Here is a 19156-nt window from a genome sequence, read left to right on the forward strand (position 1 = left end):
TCTCTTCGGACGTCGGTGGCGCCGGGTCCGGACGGCACCTGCGGTGCGGGCGGTCCGGTGCGCGGCGGCCAGGGCTGTCAGACCACCCTTGTCGTCCCGGTCACCCGGGCGAGGGCCGGCCGGGCGGCCAGGACCCCCAGGTAGGCGGCTTCGGTGCCGGCGGCGATCCGTGCCCAGCCGAACCGGCTCAGCACCCGGCGGCGGCCGGCCTCGCCGCAGGCCTCCCGCAGGCGGGGGTCCGCGAGCAGTCCGGCCACCGCACGGGCGAGCGCCTCCGGGTCACGGGGCGGCACGAGCCGTCCGGTGGCCGGGTCGGCGACGGTGTCGAGCTGGCCGCCGACGGCGGTGGCGACGACCGGCCTGCCGCAGGCCATGGCCTCCAGCGGCACGATGCCGAAGGGCTCGTAGTCGCCGGGGCAGAGCACCACGTCGGCGGAGCGGATCAGCGGCGCCACCTCCTCGCTCGGGACGCCTCCGGTGAAGTGGACCCGGTCGGCCACACCGAGGCCGTGGGCCAGGTCGCGCAGCCGGCGCACCTCGTGGTCCTCGTCGAGCCGGCCGGGCGGGGGGCCGCCGACCACCAGCAGTTCCACGCCGGGCAATTTGGTCAGCGCGGTGATGGAGACCGCCGCTCCCTTGCGGGGGACCAGCCGGCCGAGCTGGATCAGCCGGTGGGCGTGGGCACCGCGGGCGGCGGCCGGTCCGTGCGGGGTGAACTGGTCGGTGTCGACGCCGCACGGCACGACGCCGACGCGCTCCGGCGGGATGCCCATGGCCGCCAGTTCCGCGACCTCGTCGCGGCAGGTGGCCAGGATCCGGTCGCAGCCGGCGCCGACCTCCTTCTCGCAGGCGATCCGTGCCGGCGGGCTGGTGTCCGCGTGCCGCTGGTGCCTGCGCTTGACCGTGCCGAGGGCGTGGAAGGTGTGCACCAGCGGCAGCCTCAGCTCGCGGGTGGCGTACAGGGCGGCCATCCCCGACATCCAGAAGTGCGAGTGCACCAGATCGGGCGGATCGCTCTGCCAGTCACGCACCAGGTGACGGCCGAACCCCAGCATGTGCGGCAGGAGTTCGTCCTTGGGTATCTCCTCCGGCGGGCCCGCCGGCACATGGCGCACCTCGACGCCGCTGCGCAGCCGCACCCGGTCCGGCAGTTCCCGTGCGTCCCGCCGGGTGTAGACGGTGACCCGGTGGCCGCGGTCGGCGAGCGCGCCCGCCAGCCGGGCGACGTGGACGTTCTGCCCGCCGGCGTCCACTCCGCCGAGTACGGCGAGCGGGCTGGCGTGCTCCGAGACGAGCGCGATCGACAGCGCTTCGGTTCCGATGGCATCGCTGTAGGTCATGCGCGCACCTCCGTCATCAGTCGCTCCCAGTCGTCCAGGAAGCGTTTGAGTCCGTAACGCTGCAGCGCCGCCTGTCGGGCGCGGGCGCCGTCGGCCGCCGCCGCCTCCGGTTCCTCGAGGTACCGGCGTACGGCGCGGGCGAGGACGTCGGGCCGGGTGGACAGCGTCCCGGTGCCGGGCGGCACCGCCTCGACGGCCTCCGTGGTGGCGAGGGCGACGACCGGCATCCCCAGATGCATCGCCTCCAGCAGCGAGAGACCGAGGGAGGTCCAGCGCACCGGGTGCAGATACAGACGGCGTTCGGCCATCGCGCCGTGCAGTTCCCGCTGCGGCAGGTCGGCCGTGCGGCAGCGGTCGGGCGGCAGGCCGAGATGTTCCGCCAGGCCGTCGGTGCGCATGCCGAACACATCGAGCGGGGCGGCTTCCGCGAACCCGGTCAGCAGGTCGGTCCCCGTCCAGCGGCCGCGTCGTACGGGCTCGTTGACCACGACGGCCGCACGTGCCAGACGCCCGGTGTACAGGTGTCCGGGGTCGACGATGCCGTGCTCGACGACCGCGGTCCTGGTCGAACCGTTGTCCCAGAACAGCCGGTTGAAGTGCGTGACATGAACGAGCGTCAGGTCGTCGCGGTCGGCGAACGGGTGCCGGGTGACGGGTACGTCGCCGTCCGGCGCGTTGTGCTCGAGGTAGACGGCCGGTATGTCGCGGCCTGGCCGGCGTCCGCCGAGCCACCGCTCGGCGAGCTCCATCTCGTGCGGCCGCTGCAGCACGACGAGATCGACCTGCGCGTCGCGCAGCTGCTCCGGCGTCGTCTCCCGCACCGTGTCCGGCCAGTCGAAGGTACGGGCCCGCCCGAGCCCGTCCGGATCGCGGCCGGGTGTGACCGGAACGAGATACGTGTGTGGGCCCTGCACGAACGCCGTCGTCCAGGAACCGTGCACATGCCACAGCAGAATGTTCATCGTCGTGCTCCTCGCTCCTTGTCCGTGGCGCCGAGGGCCGCCACCGCGGCGAGCACCTCCGCGTTGCCGACCCCGTCGAGGCAGGGGTGCCCGGCCACGGGACACTTCCGGGCGCGGCTGCCCGCGCACGGTGCCCGCTGGTCGCCCAGCAGTACGTGCGGGACGTTGTAGGGGCGCCAGCGGTCGGCCGGCACCACGGGTGCGAACAGGCAGGCCACCGGCGTGCCGACCGCGGCCGCGAGGTGACCCGGGCCGGTGTTGCCGACCACGGCCACCCGCGCCCCGGCGAGCACGCCCGCCAGTTGGGGGAGGGACGTCATCCCGCCCAGGTCCAGCGCGTGGTCCGCCGCGACCTGGGCGGTCAGGTCCTTCTCCGCCCGGCCTCCCGTCACCACGACGCGGTGGCCGGCGGCGGAGAGCGCGGCGGCGGCCTCCGCCGCCCGCTCCGCGCTCCAGGCCCGGGCGGGGACGGCGGCGCCGGGGTGCAGCACCACGTACGGTTCCGGCCCGGTCAGATGCGCGGTCCCGGGCGGCGCGCTGACGCGCAGGGAGCCGTCGTCGCCGGGCGGCAGGGCGAAGCCCGAGTCCAGGGCGAGGTCCAGCGCGGCACGGGCCTCGTGGCGGCGCGGCCTGCGGTGGTGCCTCAGGTCCAGCAGCGCACCGGGGTAGTCCTCGCAGTCGGCCGCGGTCCAGCCGACGCCCGCGAGCTTCAGGAGCAGCGCGATCGGCAGGGGGCTCTGATGGTGGGAGACGAGGATCAGTGCCCGGTCGTAGCGGCCGGCCCGCAGCCTCTCCACCAGTTCCCGCGTCACCTCGTACGACACGGGCGCCGGCTCCAGTCCCACCCAGGGGGCGTCGTGGACCAGCACCTCGTCGACGCCGGGCAGCAGTTGCGCGGCGTGGACGCCGAGCGGTCCGCAGAGCAGCGCGGTGTGCGAGGAACCGGCGGCGACGGCGCGCACGGCGGGTCCGGCCAGCAGCACGTCCCCCGCGCTGTCGAGCCGCACGACCAGCGTCCTGGGCCTGCTCACGGCCACTCCTCGCGTACGAAGGCCGGCAGGCACGTCGAGAGCGCCGTGCCCCCGCTCCCGCCGCCTCGCCCGCCGCCGGCGGCCCGGTCCGGCACACGCGTCGGCGCCGTCGCCGTGCCGAGGGCCGCCGCCACGGCGGGCACCGGTGTCCCGCCGACAGGAAGGAGGCGGGTCAGCCGGTCACGCCGCTGCGCGGGCCCGGCGGTCCGGTCCGCCTCCGCCGGCGGCCGGGCGGCGCCCCGTGACGTCACCGCACGGTCCGGGCGGTCGGCCCCGGCCTGTGCCGCCGGCTTGCCGCACCGTGCGGCCGGGTCCAGGACGAGCCGTACCGCGCGCAGCAGGTCGGGCGCGGTCTCGGGCGCCGCCGCGATCTCCTCGGGCCGAGTGGCCGCTGTGGGCACCAGGACCCCTCGCGCGCCGGCGGCGAGCGCGGCCGTCACGTCGGAGCCGATGTCGCCGATGACGACGGTGCGCGAGGGGCACACGCCGAGGCGTTCGCACGCGGCGAGGACGAGTCCGGGCGCGGGCTTGCGGCACCGGCAGCCGTCGTCCGGCCCGTGCGGGCAGACGGCCCACACGGCGAACGGCCCGAGCAGCGCGTCGATCCGCCGCTGCACCGCCGACACCTGGCGGAAGGTCAGCTTTCCTCTGGCCACGCCCGACTGGTTGCTGACGACGCCCATCGGCATGCCCAGCGCGCGCAGGGCGGCCAGGGCCTCCCAGGCGGACGGCATCGGCACGACACGCGTCGGATCGCCGTTGTAGGGGACGTCGACGACGAGTGTGCCGTCGCGGTCGAAGAGGACCGCGTCGGGCAGGTCGGCGGCGTCCGGCGGCAACGGGGTGCCGCGCGACGCCGGCGGGCCGTGGAAGAGCCACGGGCCGGTGCCGTGCCGCTCCGGTCCCTCGTGGGGGCGGGCCTCCGAGGAGTGGCTCATGGCAGCACCCGCTCCCGCACCGCCCGACCGGGCGCCTCCGGGACCACGGCCGGCACGGGCCGCGGCAGGGGGCGCGTCCGGCGGTGGCGCAGGTGTGCGCCGAGCCAGTGCCAGGTGGCGACGGGCGGCACGACCGCGCTGGTCAGCGCCATCGAGATGATCTCGTCGCGGGTCCGCGGGCCCGGCGCGATCCGGGCCCAGGCGAACTCGGCGGTGCCGGCGAGCCAGAGCGCTGCGCAGGCGGTGGCCGCGACGGGCCTGGCCAGTGCCGCGCACGTCAGCGCGGCCGCCGCCGAGGCCGTCACGGCGAGGTGGCGGGGCAGGCGCCCCCGTGGCGCGTCCGCCCGCCGCCACCAGTCGCGGCCGTGCAGCCGGTTCATCAGCACGTCGTCGGCGTTGCCCGCCTGTACGCGTACGGAGACCCAGCGGCCGGCCGGCCGGACCGGATGGGTCGTGGTGCGGGTGCCGGCGGCCAGTTCCCAGCCGGCCGCCCGGACGCGCAGCGCGAGGTCGGCGTCCTCCCGGTAGGCGCGCGGGAAGCGTTCGTCGAAGCCGCCGACGGACTCCAGCACCTCGCGCCGGTAGGCCATGTCGGCGGTGATCCAGCGGGCGGTGGCGAGGCCCGCGGTGTTGCGCTCCCAGTCGGTGGGCGGGCGGTCCGTGGGCAGCGGGACCTCGATCCGGGCGGTGACGCCGCCGGTGCGGGGCCCGGCCGCCGCGAGATCGCGGGCCAGGTCGTCGCACCAGGTGGGTCCGGGCACCACGTCGTCATCGAGGAAGACGATCCAGGGGACGGGGCCGGCCACCCGCAGACCGGTGTTGCGGGCCGCGGCCGGTCCCCGGGCGCGGCCCGGCACCACGGAGGTGACCGGCCGCAGCGTCGCGGGGATCTCGACCGGGAGGGGGGTGCGGGGGGCGCCGCGGCGGTCGTCGACGAGGACCACCCGCACCGGCCCGGGGCCGGCGGCGGCGGACAGGGCCCGGAGGCAGCCGGTGAGACTGGGCCTGCCGACGGTCGGTATCACCACGGTGTACCGCAGCGGCTCGTCTCCATGGGCGGTCATCGCAGGGCTCCCGTTCCGAGGTCGTCGGTGTCGTCGCCGCGGCGGAAGAAGTCGCCGCGCCGGATGGCGTACGGTCCGATGGCCAGCAGGTCGACGGGTGAGGAGCCGAAGCATTCGAGGGCGTCGCGCGGGTCGTCGACCATGGGCCGCCCGGCGGTGTTCAGGCTGGTGTTGACGACGACCGGCAGTCCGGTGAGCCGCTCGAACTCGCCGAGCATCCGGGCCACCAGCGGTTCACGCGACCGGTCGACGGTCTGGATGCGGGCCGTTCCGTCGACATGGACGACGGCGGGGATGCGTTCCCGCCACGCCGGGGCCACGTCGTGCACGAAGAGCATGTACGGGCTGGGCATCGGCCCTTCGAAGATCTCCGCGGCCCGTTCGGCGAGCACCATCGGGGCGACCGGCCGGAACTGCTCACGGCCCTTGACGTCGTTGAGGCGTTCGAGGTTGCCCGCGTGGCCGGGATGGGCGAGCAGCGAGCGGTGGCCGAGGGCCCTGGGTCCGTATTCGGAACGCCCCTGGAACCAGGCCACGATCGCGTTGTCGGCGAGCGCCTCCGCCACGGTCGCGGCGATGTCGGCGGGGCGGTCGAAGGGCACGGCGGCGGTCTTCAGCCAGGCGCCGAGTTCCGCGTCGGACCAGTCGCGGCCGAGGTCCGCGCCGTGCATCGGCTCCGGGTCGTCCCCCGCGCCGGCCGACAGCAGCAGGGCGCCGCCGAGGGCGGTGCCCGCGTCGCCGGCGGCGGGCTGCACCCAGACCCGGGAGAACGGGCCTTCGCGGGCGATACGGGAGTTGGCCACGCAGTTGAGGGCGACGCCGCCGGCGAGGGTGAGCAGGCTGTCATGGGTCTGCCCGTGCAGGTGGCGCACCAGGTCGAGCATGGTCTCCTCGAGGACCGCCTGGGCGCTCGCGGCCACGTCGGCGTGCTCCTGGGTCCACGGCTCCTCCGGACCACGCGGCGCGCAGAACTGCTGCCAGGGCACGCCGGTCGCCCGGAAGCCGCCGTCGCCGGTGGGGTGCACGTACGTGCGCAGTTCGCCGAGCATGCGGGGCGTGCCGTGGGAGGCGAGGGCCATCACCTTGAACTCGTCACTGGAGCGCAGGAATCCGAGGTGCTCGGTCAGCTCCTCGTAGACGAGTCCGAGCGAGTGGGGCAGTTCCTGTGCGTTCAGGGCCTCCAGCCGGCCGTGTATCCGGCGGGCGGCGAGGTGCGAGGCCCGTTCGCCGCGGCCGTCGAGGACGAGCACCGACGAACTGTCGGCGTCGGGTGCGGCGAAGGCGCCGGAGGCGGCGTGTGCCATGTGGTGCGGCACGAAGCGGACGATGTCGGGGTCGAGGCCGGGCAGCGCGGTCTGCAGGAAGCCGGGGGCCTCCCGTGCGTAGGCGAGGCGCAGGTGGTCCCAGGGGTCGTCGAGGCCCATGGCGTCGGTCGGCCTGGCGAGCGACGGGTCGAACGAGTACGCCACCGCGTCGAGGTCCTGGGGCCGCAGCCCGGCGCGCTTGAGACACCAGGCGGCGGCCTGTTCCGGCAGTTCCCAGGCGGAGAAGGGCAGCGGCCGCTTACCGTGCTTGCGCCGGGAGAAGCGTTCCTCCTCGGCCGCCGCGACGGTCCTGCCGTCGATGACGAGTGCGGCGGCGGGGTCGTGGAACAGGGCGTTGATTCCGAGAATGCGCATGTCAGTCACAGGCCTTTCGACGAGGCGCGTCCAGGGTCCGGGCGGTCGTGGCGCGCCGTCAGTCCATGTGGTCGCGGAACCAGGCGATGGTGCGGCGCAGGCCCTGCTCGGCGCTCACGGACGGCTCCCACTCGAGCTTGTCACGGGCCAGCGTGATGTCGGGGCAGCGCACGGCCGGATCGTCCGTGGGCCGCTCGATGAAGCGGATCTCGGAGCTGGATCCGGTGAGTTCGATGATCAGGCGGGCGAGGTCGAGCATGGTGATCTCGGTCGGATTGCCGATGTTCACCGGGCCCCGCAGTCCGTGGGCGGCGGCCGCCAGAATGCCGCGCACGGTGTCGTCGACGTAGCAGAGGGACCGCGTCTGACGGCCGTCGCCGCTCACCGTCAGGGGCTCGCCGGCCAGCGCCTGGCGGACGAACGTCGGAACCGCCCGGCCGTCGTGGCCGCGCATCCGGGGCCCGTAGGTGTTGAAGAGCCGCACGATGCCGGTGTCGGTGCCGTCGGCGTCCGCGTGGGCGGTGGTCAGCGCCTCACCGAAACGCTTGGCCTCGTCGTACACGCTGCGCGGGCCGACCGGGTTGACGTTGCCCCAGTAGCGCTCGTTCTGCGGATGCTGCTGGGGGTCGCCGTAGACCTCCGAGGTGGACGCCAGCAGGAAGCGGGCGCCAAAACCGTGGGCGAGTGCCAGGGCGTTGCGGGTGCCGAGGCTGCCCGCGTCGAGCGTGTGCAGCGGCAGCCGGAGGTAGTCGGCCGGGGAGGCCGGGGAGGCGAAGTGCAGCACCAGGTCCGCGGGGCGGTCGACGGTGAACGGTTCACTGACGCTGGCCCGCACGAGCTGGAACCCTGGGCGGTCGCACAGCGCGGATATGTTCTCCGGGCGGCCGGTGCTGAAGTCGTCGACGCAGGTCACAGCGGTGCCGGAGTCGAGCAGAGCCGTGCACAGGTGCGAACCGACGAAGCCCGCGCCACCGGTGACGACGGCGTGCTTCCAACTGCGCGAGAAGGCGGCGTTCATCGATTACCTCCGTACGTCCCGTGCGTCCTGCCGGGTCCTCCGGCCTGCGACCAGCGTCGGCCGCTCCGGGTGGCCGGGCCGCTTCACGTACTGCATTCGAGTGAGCTACGGAATGTGTTCACCGGGCGGAAGTCGCTCCGCCCGGTGAATGTCCGGCGCCTGGGTACCCGTCGCCGCATGACCTATTCGAACCCTCTGGCCGTTGTCACGGGGGCGTCCAGTGGCATCGGCTTCGAACTGGCGAAACAGCTGGCCGAGCGCGGTTACGACCTGATCGTCAACGCCGAGGACGACGCACGGCTGCACGAGGCTGCCGAGCGGATACGCGCCGCCGGCACGACGGTGCAGGCGGTCCGTGCGGACCTGCGTGACCACGACGAGACGGAGCGGCTCCACGAGGCCGTCTCGAGGACCGGGCGCCCGGTCGCGGTCGCCGCGCTCAACGCGGGCGTCGGACGCGGCGGCGCGTTCCTCGACACCGACCTCGCCGACGAGCTCTCCATCGTGGACCTCAACGTCAGATCGACCGTCCACCTGGCCAAACGCCTGCTGCGGGACATGGCCGACGCCGACGAGGGACGGCTTCTCATCACGTCGTCCGTCGCCTCGACCATGCCGGGCTCCTTCCAGGCCGTCTACAACGCCTCGAAGTCCTTCCTCCAGTCCTTCGCGCAGGCCCTTCAGAACGAACTGCGCGACACCGGTGTCACCGTCACGTCGCTGATGCCGGGCCCCACGGAGACGGACTTCTTCCGCCGTGCCGGCATGGGTGACACCAAGGTCGGACAGCAGCCCAAGGACGATCCGGCGCAGGTGGCGAAGCAGGGCCTGGACGCGCTGATGGCCGGTACGGACAAGACACTCGCCGGCTCGGTGAGGACCAGGGCACAGGGACTCGCGGCCAAGGTGCTGCCGGACCGGCTCAAGGCCGCGGCGCACCGCGGCATGGCCGAACCCGGCTCCGGCGACCGGCCGCGGAAAGCGGACGAGGAGGCATGATGAAAGCACTGACCTGGCACGGAAAGCGCGACGTACGCGTGGAGACCGTCCCTGATCCCGAGATCCGCGACTCGACCGACGTGATCGTCAAGGTGACGACGTCCGGCCTCTGCGGTTCCGACCTGCATCTGTACGAGCTGTTCGGGCCGTTCATCGACCCGGGCGACATCCTCGGGCACGAACCGATGGGCGTGGTGGAGGAAGTGGGCTCGGAGGTCACCGCGGTACGGCCGGGCGACCGTGTCGTGGTCCCCTTCAACGTCTCGTGCGGCACCTGCTTCATGTGCGCGCAGGGCCTGCAGTCCCAGTGCGAGACCACCCAGGTCAGGGAACACGGCATGGGAGCCTCGCTGTTCGGCTACACCAAGCTCTACGGGCAGGTGCCCGGCGGGCAGGCACAGTACCTGCGGGTCCCGTTCGGCAACACGCTGCCCATCAAGGTCCCCGACGGCCCGCCGGACGACAGGTTCGTCTATCTGTCCGACGTGCTGCCCACGTCGTGGCAGGCGGTCGAGTACGCGGCGGTGCCGCCCGGCGGATCCGTGGTGGTGCTGGGGCTCGGGCCGATCGGAGACATGTGCACCCGCATCGCGGCGCACCGCGGCGCCGGCCTGGTGATGGGTATCGACCTGGTGCCGGAACGGCTCGAGCGGGCCAGGGCGCACGGCGTGCGCACGTTCGACCTCGACGAGTACGGCGCGAAGGTCGCGGACGCGGTCCGTGACCTGACCGACGGCCGGGGGGCGGACGCGGTCATCGACGCGGTCGGCATGGAGGCCCACGGCGCGCCGGTGGCGAAGGCGGGGCAGCAGCTGACGACCCTGCTGCCCGGTGCGGTCGCCGCCCGGATGATGAAGCGCGTCGGCGTCGACAGCCTCTCCGCCCTGCACCTGGCCATCGACCTGGTACGCCGCGGCGGCACCGTGTCCCTCTCCGGGGTGTACGGCGGGATGGCGGACCCGATGCCGATGATGACCATGTTCGACAAGCAGGTGCAGCTGCGGATGGGGCAGGCCAACGTGTGGCGGTGGGTGGACGATCTGCTGCCGCTCGTCACCGACGGCGATCCGCTCGGCACCGAGCAGTTCGCCACCCACCGCGTGCCGCTGGAGAAGGCTCCGGAGGCCTACGAGATGTTCCAGAAGAAGCAGGAGGGAGCCGTCAAGGTGCTCTTCTCGCCCTGATTCCGCGGCCGGCCGGGCGGGCGGTCACACGAGGCCCTGGGCGAGCATCGCGTCGGCGACCCGCTCGAAGCCGGCGATGTTGGCGCCGGTCACGTAGTCGCCGGGAGCGCCATAGCGCTCGGCGGTCTCGTGGCAGGTGCGGTGGATGTCCCGCATGATCGCCGCGAGTTCGTCCTCGACGCGGTCCGCGGACCAGGTTTCGCGGGCCGCGTTCTGGCGCATCTCCAGGGCGCTGACCGCGACGCCGCCCGCGTTGGCCGCCTTGCCGGGGCCGAAGGCCACGCCGGCCTCCTGCAGCACACGGACCGCTTCCGGAGTGGTGGGCATGTTCGCGCCTTCGGCGACTGCCTTGACCCCGTTGCGCACCAGGGTGACGGCGTCCTGTTCCGCCAGCTCGTTCTGGGTGGCGGAGGGGAAGGCGAGGTCGGCGGGCACGTCCCAGACCCGGCCGCCGCGCACATAGCGGGCGGAGGCGCCGCGGCGCTCGGCGTACTCGCTGACGCGGGCCCGCTCGACTTCCTTGACCTGCCTGAGCAGTTCGAGGTCGATGCCCTTCTCGTCGACGACGTAGCCGGCCGAGTCCGAGCAGGTCAGCGGATGGGCGCCGCTGCGCAGGAGCTTCTCGATGGTGTGGACGGCGACGTTGCCGGAGCCGGAGACGACGGCGGCCTGGCCCTCGAGGTCCTCGCCGCGCAGGCCCAGCATCTCGGCCGCGAACAGCACACTGCCGTAGCCGGTGGCCTCGGTGCGGACGGCCGAGCCGCCCCAGCTCTGTCCCTTGCCGGTGAGGACGCCTGCCTCCCAGCGGTTGGTGATGCGGCGGTACTGGCCGAAGAGGTAGCCGATCTCACGGGTGCCGACGCCGATGTCGCCCGCGGGCACGTCGGTCTGCTCGCCGATGTGCCGGTGGAGTTCGGTCATGAACGACTGGCAGAACCGCATGACCTCGGCGTCCGACCGGCCGTGCGGGTCGAAGTCGCTGCCGCCCTTGCCGCCGCCGATACCGAGGCCGGTCAGGGCGTTCTTGAACACCTGCTCGAAGCCGAGGAACTTCACCACGCCGAGGTTCACCGACCGGTGGAAGCGCAGGCCGCCCTTGTACGGGCCGAGGGCGCTGTTGAACTCGACCCTGAACCCCCGGTTGATGTGGACGGCGCCACGGTCGTCCTGCCAGGGCACCCGGAAGATGATCTGCCGCTCCGGCTCGCAGAGCCGCTCCACGATCCGCGCCTGCGCGTACTCGGGACGCGCGGCGAGCACGGGTGCCAGGGTGTCCAGCACCTCCCGTGCCGCCTGGTGGAACTCCGGCTGTGCCGGGTTGCGTTCCTCGAGTTCGGCGCGGAGCGAAGCCAGTCGGTCCTTCGGGGATGACAGTGCCACAGTGTGTGTCCCTTCTGCCTGACGTCGGGTGACGGCCGTGCGCGGCGGCCTTCCGGGGGCCGCCGCTGCGACTGGTACGGCCGGACACCTGCCCGCCGTTCACCTTCCGCCCCGATCGACCTCCCGCCGGGCCCGCCGACGCTGCCGAACCCGGCCCCCAGTGTGTCGGACGCACAAGCTCCCGCTGTGGCGGGGGGACGCCCGTCAGGGCGTGGCGCGGCGGAGAGAGCGAACGGGAGCGGTCCGCCCTGGCAGGGCGGACCGCTCCCGTTTCCGTGCGCCGGCGGCCTCAGCCGCGACGCAGCACCGCAGCCAGAGCCTCGTACAGCGCGGTCTCGGCGTCCGGGACCGCGTTCTGGGCGCGCCAGGCCACGAACCCGTCCGGGCGGACCAGCACCGCGCCTTCGGACGTGGTGCCGTGGATCTCCGCCCAGTCGGCGCCGGCCTCCGCCACGAGGTCCGCCTCCGCTCCCTGACCGACGCGGTACGCCTCCAGCCCGACCGACAGGCCGGACGCGACGAGTTCCGCCGCCGTGAGCCAGTCCTTGCCTCCGGGACCGGTCAGCAGGACGAACGACTTCTCGTAAAGGTCCAGCGTGGACAGCCTGTTGTGGTCGCCGGGCCGGTGGAGCCACATGTGCGGGGCCCGGGTGCCGGGGGCCCCGGAGAAGTCGATCCGGTCGGGCACGGGAGGCAGTTCGGGGTCGGTGCCGAGGACCGCCCCGCGCGGGTAGCGGTAGCCCAGGACGACGGGGAGCAGCCCACCGCGCGGTCCGCCGGCCACCGCCGCCGGGCTCGGCCGGTACCCGGGGTGGCTGTGTTCGACCGACCGCGAGGAGGCGCGGGCGCTGGTGGCCAGTGCCACCGGCAGGCGTTCCTCCTCGTAGGTGCCGAGCAGGTCCGGCCCCGCCGAGCCGTCGAGGACGGCCGCGATCTTCCAGGCGAGGTTGTGCGCGTCCTGGATGCCGGTGTTGGAGCCGAAGGCGCCGGTCGGCGACATCTCGTGGGCGGAGTCCCCCGCCAGGAAGACCCTGCCCCGCCCGTAGTGCTCTGCGACCCGTTCCGCGGCGTGCCAGGGCGCCTTTCCGGTGACCTCGACGTCGAGGTCCGGCACGCCGGTCGCCGCGCGAACGAGGTCGGCGCAGCGCTCGTCCGTGAAGTCCTCGAGCGGCTCGCCGCGGTCGTACTCCCAGGGCGCGTGGAAGACCCAGAGCTCCTTGTTGTCCACCGGGAGCAGGGCGCCCTCCGCCTCGGGGCCGGTCAGGTAGCAGACCACGAAGCGGCGGTCGCCGACCACGCCGGCGAGTGCGCGCGAGCGGAAGCTGACGCTCACGTTGTGGAACAGGTCCCCGGGGCCGGCCTGCCCGATGCCGAGCCGCTCGCGCACCGGACTGCGCGGCCCGTCGGCGGCGATCAGATAGTCCGCGCGGACCGTGCTCTCGCGGCCGGTGCCCCGGTCGCGGACGACGGCGGTGACGCCGTCGTCGTCCTGCTCGAAGGAGACCAGCTCGGTGGAGAAGCGCACATCGCCACCCAGTTCGACGGCCGCCTCGAGGAGCACGGGCTCCAGGTCGTTCTGGCTGCACACGCACCATGCCGCGGGGCTGAGGCGGCCCGGCGCGCCGCCCTTCTCGTCGATCTGCTTGACCAGCCACTCGCCCGCGTCGGCGTCGCCGAGGTCCGGCGTCTGCAGGATGCCGTGGTTGTCCTCCAGCAGGGACGCCGCGGCCCGGATCCGCTCCGCCACCCCGGCCGAACGGAACACCTCCATCGTGCGCAGGTTGTTCCCGCGGCCGCGGGGGTGGACCGAGGTGGCCGCGTGCTTCTCGACGAGCATGTGCCCGACGCCGAGCCGGCCGAGGAACAGGGATGCGGACAGGCCCACGAGGGAACCGCCCACGATGAGGACCGGTACGCGGTGTTGTTCGGCTTTCTCTTCCATGAGTGCTCCAGCTCCAGCCGCCGGTAGGGATGTGGCGTTCTCCATGCCCGCGTTTCCTGCCCGCGCGAAAGGGGTTCGGCTCGGCCCTTCACTCGCGTGGTGCACACATCTCGCGCCACCCGTGTTACCGACACAGGATCGAAGCCGGACCACCACATCGCGTCACAGGTGGCCAGCCGTCCGCATACGCCGGATGCGTCGCTCGGATTTCCCGAGGCCCGGCGTCGTGCCGCAGGCGGCCTCACCGACAAGGAGATGCGTGGAACATGACAATGCTGTCCGAACGTGTGTCCCAGTCCGCATTCGACGGCTCCCGGCTCCGGGTCGTGCTGCTGCTTGACCTCCAGGACGGCGCCCAGCAGCGCTTTCTGACGGCCTACGAGCACATGCGCAACCAGGTGGCCGCCGTGCCCGGTCATCTCAGCGACCAGCTCTGCCAGTCGATCGAGAACCCGTCGCAGTGGCTGATCACCAGCGAATGGGAGAGCGCACCGCCCTTCCTCGCCTGGGTGAACAGCGAGGAGCACGTCGAGACCGTACGGCCGCTGCACGACTGCGTGCGCGACACACGGTCCCTGCGCTTCAGCGTCCTCAGAGAGACCGCGGGCGTGCATGCCCCCCAGGCCGCCGCCCAGCACGCCGGCGGGCTCCAGCCGTCCCCCCGGGTCGGCGACGGCGTGGTCCGCCACGCCCTCACCTTCACCGTCAAGCCCGGCAGCGAGCAGGCCGTGGCCAAGATCCTCGCCGGCTACACCTCGCCCCAGGCACAGGTCGACGACACCACCCGGCTCCGCCGCACCACGCTGTTCATGCACGGCAACCGCGTCGTGCGGACCGTCGAGGTGCAGGGCGACCTGCTCGCGGCGCTGCGGCACGTGGCCAGGCAGCCCGAGATCAGGGCGGTCGAAGAGGCCATCAACCCGTACCTGGAACAGGACCGCAACCTCGACGACCCGCAGTCGGCACGGCTGTTCTTCACCCGTGCCGCCCTGCCCGCGGTCCACCACCTCGCGCCCCCGGGCGAACAGCACGCGGAGAGGGAGCGCCACGCGCTGCTCTACCCGGCCAAGCCCGGGTGCGGGATGGCCCTCGCCCGGCTGCTGGCCGGACAGGACGAGGCAGCGGCCGACAGCGCCGGCTGCCCCGTCGACAGCAGCACCGTCTTCCAGCGCGACGACATCGTCGTACGCCTCGTCGACGTGCGCGGACCGCTCGACGCCGACCCGTCGGCCGTCATGGGCGCGCACGGCCTGCGCAAGGCCGGTGTGCTGGAGCGCCTGTTGGACACCGAGGCGCTCGGCATCGACGAGTCGCTCTCGGACGAGAAGGCGATGACCCGTCTGCTCGAGAGCGCCCAGATGCGCCTGATCACCGACCGCCGTGCCGTTTGAACCACGCACCCGGCCGCCGGCGGCCGTGCGACACCACCGAGTCACCGCGCCGCAAGGCCTTGTGGAGGAACCCGTCATGACCACAACCCATCGCATCGTCGACCTGAGCGAGACCCAGCCCAACCGCAGGCGCGGCGGCGATCTGCGCGCCATGCTCACCCCCACCGCGGTGGGTGCCACCAGCGGCTTCATGGGCCTGGCGCTCGTCGAGCCCGGCGACCGCATCGGCGAGCACTACCACCCGTACTCCGAGGAGTTCGTGTACGTCGTCGCCGGCGAACTCGAGGTCGACCTGGACGGCGAGCCGTTCGCCATCCGCCCCGACCAGGGCCTGCTCATCCCCCCTTATGTGCGGCACCGTTTCCGCAACGTGGGCAGCACCCAGGCCCGCATGGTCTTCCACCTCGGTCCGCTCGCGCCCCGGCCGGAGCTCGGCCACGTCGACACGGAGGACACCCCCGTGGCGGAGGGCACCGGCGCGCACCTTCCGCCTGAGCGAACGGGGTCGGTGTCGTGACCCGGCGTGTGGCGGTGACCGGCGTCGGCATCGTCGCACCCGGAGGTGTGGGCGCCCCGGCGTTCTGGGACCTGCTGTCGAGCGGCCGGACAGCGACCCGCGGGATCACCCTGTTCGACCCGACAGGGTTCCGCTCCCGTATAGCCGCCGAGGTCGACTTCGATCCGGCGGCCCACGGTCTCGGCGCCGCGGACGCCCAACGCGCCGACCGGTACGTGCAGTTCGCGCTGGTGGCCGCCCGTGAGGCGATGGCCGACGCCGGTCTCGACGCGGCGACGCTGGATCCCTGGCGGACCGCCGTGTCGATGGGCACCGCCGTGGGCGGCACCACCCGGCTCGAGCGGGACTACGTCAAGGTCAGCAGCACGGGCAGGCGCTGGGACGTGGACCACAGCGAGGCGGCGCCGCATCTCCACCGGGCGTTCTCCCCCAGCACGCTGGCCTCCGAAGTGGCCGAACAGAACGGCGTACAGGGCCCGGTGCAGACGGTCTCCACCGGCTGCACCTCCGGCCTCGACGCGATCGGCTACGCGTTCCACGCCATCGAGGAGGGCCGCGCCGACATCTGCGTCGCCGGCGCCTCCGACTCGCCGATCTCCCCGATCACGGTGGCCTGCTTCGACGCCATCAAGGCGACCTCCCCCAACAACGACGACCCGGCCCACGCGTCCCGCCCCTTCGACGCGAACCGCGACGGGTTCGTCATGGGAGAGGGCGGGGCGGTACTGATCCTCGAGGAACTCGAGCACGCCCGCGCCCGCGGTGCGCGGGTGTACTGCGAGATAGGCGGCTACGCCACCTTCGGCAACGCCCACCACATGACCGGCCTCACCCGTGAGGGCCTGGAGATGGCACGGGCGATCGACGACGCGATGAACCACGCCCGGCTCGACCGGACGGACATCGACTACGTCAACGCGCACGGATCCGGCACCCAGCAGAACGACCGGCACGAGACGGCGGCGGTCAAGCGGTCGCTGGGGGACCACGCGTACAAGGTGCCGATGAGCTCGATCAAGTCCATGGTGGGCCACTCCCTCGGCGCGATCGGCGCGATAGAACTCGTCGCCTGCGTGCTCGCACTGGCCAATCAGGTCGTGCCGCCCACCGCCAACTACGAGACCCCCGACCCCGAGTGCGACCTCGACTACGTGCCGCGCACCGCACGCCCCCTGAAGCTGCGCAGCGTGCTGTCGGTGGGAAGCGGCTTCGGCGGCTTCCAGTCCGCCGTCGTACTCACCCGACCAGGCGGGAGTGCATGATGAGCCCCGGCAACCGGCACACCAGGTCCGCCGTCGTCACCGGCATCGGTGTCGTCGCCCCCAACGGCGTGGGTGCGGAGACCTTCTGGAAGTCCACCGTCGAGGGCGTCAGCGCCCTGGACGGTGTCAGCAGGGAAGGCTGCGAGCACCTGCCGCTACGGGTCGCCGGCGAGGTACGCGGCTTCGACGCCGAGTCGATGGTCGAGCAGCGCTTCCTCGTCCAGACCGACCGGTTCTCCCACTTCGCGATGGCGGCGGCCGACCTGGCGCTGGCCGACGCGGGGATCGGTGAGGGCGCGCACGGCGGTACGCCCTACTCGGTCGGTGTGGTCACCGCCGCCGGATCGGGCGGCGGCGAATTCGGCCAGCGTGAGCTGCAGCGCCTGTGGGGACAGGGGCCGACGTACGTCGGCCCGTACCAGTCCATCGCCTGGTTCTACGCGGCGAGCACCGGGCAGATCTCCATCCGCGGCGGCTTCAAGGGCCCCTGCGGAGTCGTCGCCAGCGACGAGGCCGGCGGGCTCGACGCCATCGCGCACGCCGCCGGCGCCGTGCGCCGGGGCACCGACACGATCATCGTCGGCGCGGCGGAGGCACCGCTCGCCCCGTACTCGATCGTCTGCCAGCTGGGCTACCGGGAGCTGAGCACCTGCGAGGACCCGGACCGCGCCTACCGGCCCTTCACCCCGCAGGCATGCGGCTTCGTGCCCGGTGAGGGCGGTGCCATGCTCGTCGTCGAGGACGCGGAGACGGCCCGCCGCCGGGGCACCGCGATCCGCGCGACCGTCGCCGGCCACGCCGCGACGTTCACCGGGGCATCCCGGTGGGAGCGGTCACGGGAAGGGCTGGCGCGGGCGATCGGCGGGGCCCTGGAGGCCGCGGGCTGCTCGCCCGAGGAGATCGACGTCGTCTTCGCGGACGCGCTCGGCCTGCCGGAGGCCGACCGGGCAGAGGCCCTGGCGATCACGGACGCGCTGGGCGCGCACGGTTCCCGCGTGCCGGTGACCGCCCCCAAGACCGGTACAGGGCGGGCGTACTGCGGAGCGCCGCTGCTCGACACCGCCGCCGCGGTGCTCGCCCTGGAGCACGGTCTCGTACCGCCCACTCCCCATGTTCAGGACGTGTGCCACGACCTCGCCCTGGTGACCGGCACCGCCCGGCCCGCGGAGCTGCGCACGGCCCTGGTCCTGAGCCGGGGACTGATGGGTTCCAACTCGGCGCTCGTGCTGCGGCGCGGCGCCGGCCCCTCGTGAGACGGAGAACCTCGCCATGAAAGATCACCTGACCGTCGACGAACTGGCCTCCCTGATGAAGAAGGGGGCCGGGATCACCGTCGACCCCGACGAGATGGAGCAGCGGCCCGAGACGCCGTTCGAGGTCTACGGCCTCGACTCGCTCGGCCTGCTCGGCATCGTGGGCGAGCTGGAGAACCGGTACGGCCGGCCTCTGCCGCCCGACGCCGACCGCTGCAAGACGCCCCGTGAATTCCTCGACCTCGTCAACACCTCCCTGATGGCAGGAGCCTGAGATGCCCGGACACACCGAGAACGAAGTCACCATCGACGCCCCCCTCGACCTCGTGTGGGACGTCACCAACGACCTCGACCACTGGCCGCAGTTGTTCAGCGAGTACGCGTCCGTGGAGGTCATGGAGCGCGAGGGCAACCGGACCGTGTTCCGGCTGACCATGTACCCCGACGAGAACGGCCGGGTCTGGAGCTGGGTCTCCGAGCGCGTGGCCGACCGTTCCGCGCTCACGGTCACCGCCCGCCGTGTCGAGACGGGCCCCTTCCAGTACATGAACATCCGCTGGGAGTACGAGGAGACGCCGCGCGGTGTACGGATGCGGTGGACGCAGGACTTCGCGATGAAGCCGGACGCCCCCGTCGACGACGAGTGGATGACGGCCAACATCAACCGCAACTCGCCCATCCAGATGGACCTCATCCGGAACAAGATCGAGCAGCGCGCCCGGCTCGGCCGGGACTCCAAGGACGCCACGGCGACCGCCCCCGCGGTCTGACCGCCCGCCCGACCTGCCGACGGCATCCGAAGGGACACCCCCGATGCACCACGCCCTGATCGTCGCCCGGATGGCACCGGGCTCCGCCCCCGACATCGCCGAGGTGTTCACGGCCTCCGACAAGGGTGAGCTGCCGCACCTCGTGGGAGTGAAGCGGCGCAGCCTGTTCCAGTTCGGCGACGTCTACCTGCACCTCATCGAGTCGGAGCAGCCGGCCGGCCCGGCGATCGCCAAGCTGACGGAGCACCCGGAGTTCCGGGACATCAGCGACCGGCTGTCCGCGTTCGTCAGCCCGTACGACCCGCAGACCTGGCGGAGTCCGAAGGACGCCATGGCTCAGCAGTTCTACTCGTGGCAGAGCGACTGACCGGTCGGAAGCCGCACAGCCGTCGGGGCCCGGCGGGGGGCGCCGGGGGCGCGGCGGGG

General features: G+C 73.0%; 18 protein-coding genes. 9 read left to right on the top strand and 9 right to left on the bottom strand.

The features are described 5' to 3' along the window. Positions 1-77 precede the first annotated feature (77 nt). Genes AB0K36_RS11565 through AB0K36_RS11595 form a run of 7 tightly spaced genes read right to left on the bottom strand, consistent with a single transcriptional unit; the run spans position 78 to position 8032 of the window. Positions 78-1340, bottom strand: a complete 1263-nt coding sequence (locus AB0K36_RS11565) for a glycosyltransferase (protein WP_364591668.1) — start codon at positions 1338-1340, stop codon at positions 78-80. After that, positions 1337-2302 carry a glycosyltransferase gene (locus AB0K36_RS11570; protein WP_189471818.1) on the bottom strand — a complete coding sequence of 322 codons (966 nt, stop codon included), beginning with the start codon at positions 2300-2302 and terminating at the stop codon, positions 1337-1339. Before AB0K36_RS11570 ends, AB0K36_RS11565 begins: the two co-directional genes overlap by 4 nt. Further along, a complete protein-coding gene (locus AB0K36_RS11575) occupies positions 2299-3333 on the bottom strand; it encodes a glycosyltransferase family 9 protein (RefSeq protein WP_364591671.1) in 1035 nt (344 codons plus the stop codon). Before AB0K36_RS11575 ends, AB0K36_RS11570 begins: the two co-directional genes overlap by 4 nt. After that, the gene (locus AB0K36_RS11580) at positions 3330-4271 is read right to left on the bottom strand and encodes a D-glycero-alpha-D-manno-heptose-1,7-bisphosphate 7-phosphatase (protein WP_435877840.1); all 942 of its coding nucleotides are present in this window, start codon (positions 4269-4271) and stop codon (positions 3330-3332) included. Before AB0K36_RS11580 ends, AB0K36_RS11575 begins: the two co-directional genes overlap by 4 nt. Then, on the bottom strand, positions 4268-5335 hold the full coding sequence (locus AB0K36_RS11585; protein WP_364591674.1) for a glycosyltransferase family 2 protein: 1068 nt from the start codon (positions 5333-5335) through the stop codon (positions 4268-4270). The genes AB0K36_RS11580 and AB0K36_RS11585 overlap by 4 nt, the downstream gene beginning before the upstream one ends. After that, the gene (locus tag AB0K36_RS11590) at positions 5332-7014 is read right to left on the bottom strand and encodes a carbamoyltransferase family protein (RefSeq protein ID WP_364591677.1); all 1683 of its coding nucleotides are present in this window, start codon (positions 7012-7014) and stop codon (positions 5332-5334) included. Before AB0K36_RS11590 ends, AB0K36_RS11585 begins: the two co-directional genes overlap by 4 nt. A gap of 58 nt (positions 7015-7072) precedes the next feature. Further along, a complete protein-coding gene (locus AB0K36_RS11595; RefSeq protein WP_364591680.1) occupies positions 7073-8032 on the bottom strand; it encodes an NAD-dependent epimerase/dehydratase family protein in 960 nt (319 codons plus the stop codon). A gap of 177 nt (positions 8033-8209) precedes the next feature. On the opposite strand from AB0K36_RS11595, the gene AB0K36_RS11600 reads away from it, so the two are divergent. Continuing rightward, positions 8210-9031, top strand: coding sequence for an SDR family NAD(P)-dependent oxidoreductase (locus AB0K36_RS11600; RefSeq protein ID WP_364591683.1), 822 nt, complete (start codon positions 8210-8212; stop codon positions 9029-9031). Next, on the top strand, positions 9031-10215 hold the full coding sequence (locus tag AB0K36_RS11605; protein ID WP_364591719.1) for a zinc-dependent alcohol dehydrogenase: 1185 nt from the start codon (positions 9031-9033) through the stop codon (positions 10213-10215). Before AB0K36_RS11600 ends, AB0K36_RS11605 begins: the two co-directional genes overlap by 1 nt. 24 nt (positions 10216-10239) lie before the next feature. On the opposite strand, the gene gdhA is transcribed toward AB0K36_RS11605, so the two are convergent. Further along, positions 10240-11595, bottom strand: a complete 1356-nt coding sequence (gene gdhA / locus AB0K36_RS11610) for an NADP-specific glutamate dehydrogenase (protein WP_364591686.1) — start codon at positions 11593-11595, stop codon at positions 10240-10242. A 289-nt stretch (positions 11596-11884) separates the two neighbouring features. Then, positions 11885-13537, bottom strand: coding sequence for an FAD-dependent oxidoreductase (locus AB0K36_RS11615; RefSeq protein WP_364591689.1), 1653 nt, complete (start codon positions 13535-13537; stop codon positions 11885-11887). Between the two features lie 266 nt (positions 13538-13803). On the opposite strand from AB0K36_RS11615, the gene AB0K36_RS11620 reads away from it, so the two are divergent. The 7 genes from AB0K36_RS11620 (at position 13804) to AB0K36_RS11650 (ending at position 19097) form a co-directional block, all read left to right on the top strand. Beyond that, positions 13804-14928 (top strand): SchA/CurD-like domain-containing protein, encoded by a 1125-nt coding sequence (locus AB0K36_RS11620; RefSeq protein ID WP_364591692.1) that lies wholly within the window; start codon positions 13804-13806, stop codon positions 14926-14928. Between the two features lie 76 nt (positions 14929-15004). Next, positions 15005-15445, top strand: coding sequence for a cupin domain-containing protein (locus tag AB0K36_RS11625; RefSeq protein WP_100109704.1), 441 nt, complete (start codon positions 15005-15007; stop codon positions 15443-15445). Continuing rightward, on the top strand, positions 15442-16707 hold the full coding sequence (locus AB0K36_RS11630; RefSeq protein ID WP_364591695.1) for a beta-ketoacyl-[acyl-carrier-protein] synthase family protein: 1266 nt from the start codon (positions 15442-15444) through the stop codon (positions 16705-16707). The genes AB0K36_RS11625 and AB0K36_RS11630 overlap by 4 nt, the downstream gene beginning before the upstream one ends. Continuing rightward, on the top strand, positions 16707-17960 hold the full coding sequence (locus tag AB0K36_RS11635) for a ketosynthase chain-length factor (RefSeq protein WP_364591698.1): 1254 nt from the start codon (positions 16707-16709) through the stop codon (positions 17958-17960). The genes AB0K36_RS11630 and AB0K36_RS11635 overlap by 1 nt, the downstream gene beginning before the upstream one ends. A 16-nt stretch (positions 17961-17976) precedes the next feature. Next, positions 17977-18234 carry an acyl carrier protein gene (locus tag AB0K36_RS11640; protein ID WP_364591701.1) on the top strand — a complete coding sequence of 86 codons (258 nt, stop codon included), beginning with the start codon at positions 17977-17979 and terminating at the stop codon, positions 18232-18234. A 1-nt stretch (position 18235) separates the two neighbouring features. Beyond that, on the top strand, positions 18236-18730 hold the full coding sequence (locus AB0K36_RS11645; protein ID WP_364591704.1) for an SRPBCC family protein: 495 nt from the start codon (positions 18236-18238) through the stop codon (positions 18728-18730). A 43-nt stretch (positions 18731-18773) separates the two neighbouring features. Next, the gene (locus AB0K36_RS11650) at positions 18774-19097 is read left to right on the top strand and encodes a TcmI family type II polyketide cyclase (protein ID WP_189471850.1); all 324 of its coding nucleotides are present in this window, start codon (positions 18774-18776) and stop codon (positions 19095-19097) included. Positions 19098-19156 lie beyond the last annotated feature (59 nt).

It is taken from the genome of Streptomyces kurssanovii, assembly GCF_040677245.1.
GTDB lineage: Bacteria > Actinomycetota > Actinomycetes > Streptomycetales > Streptomycetaceae > Streptomyces > Streptomyces kurssanovii.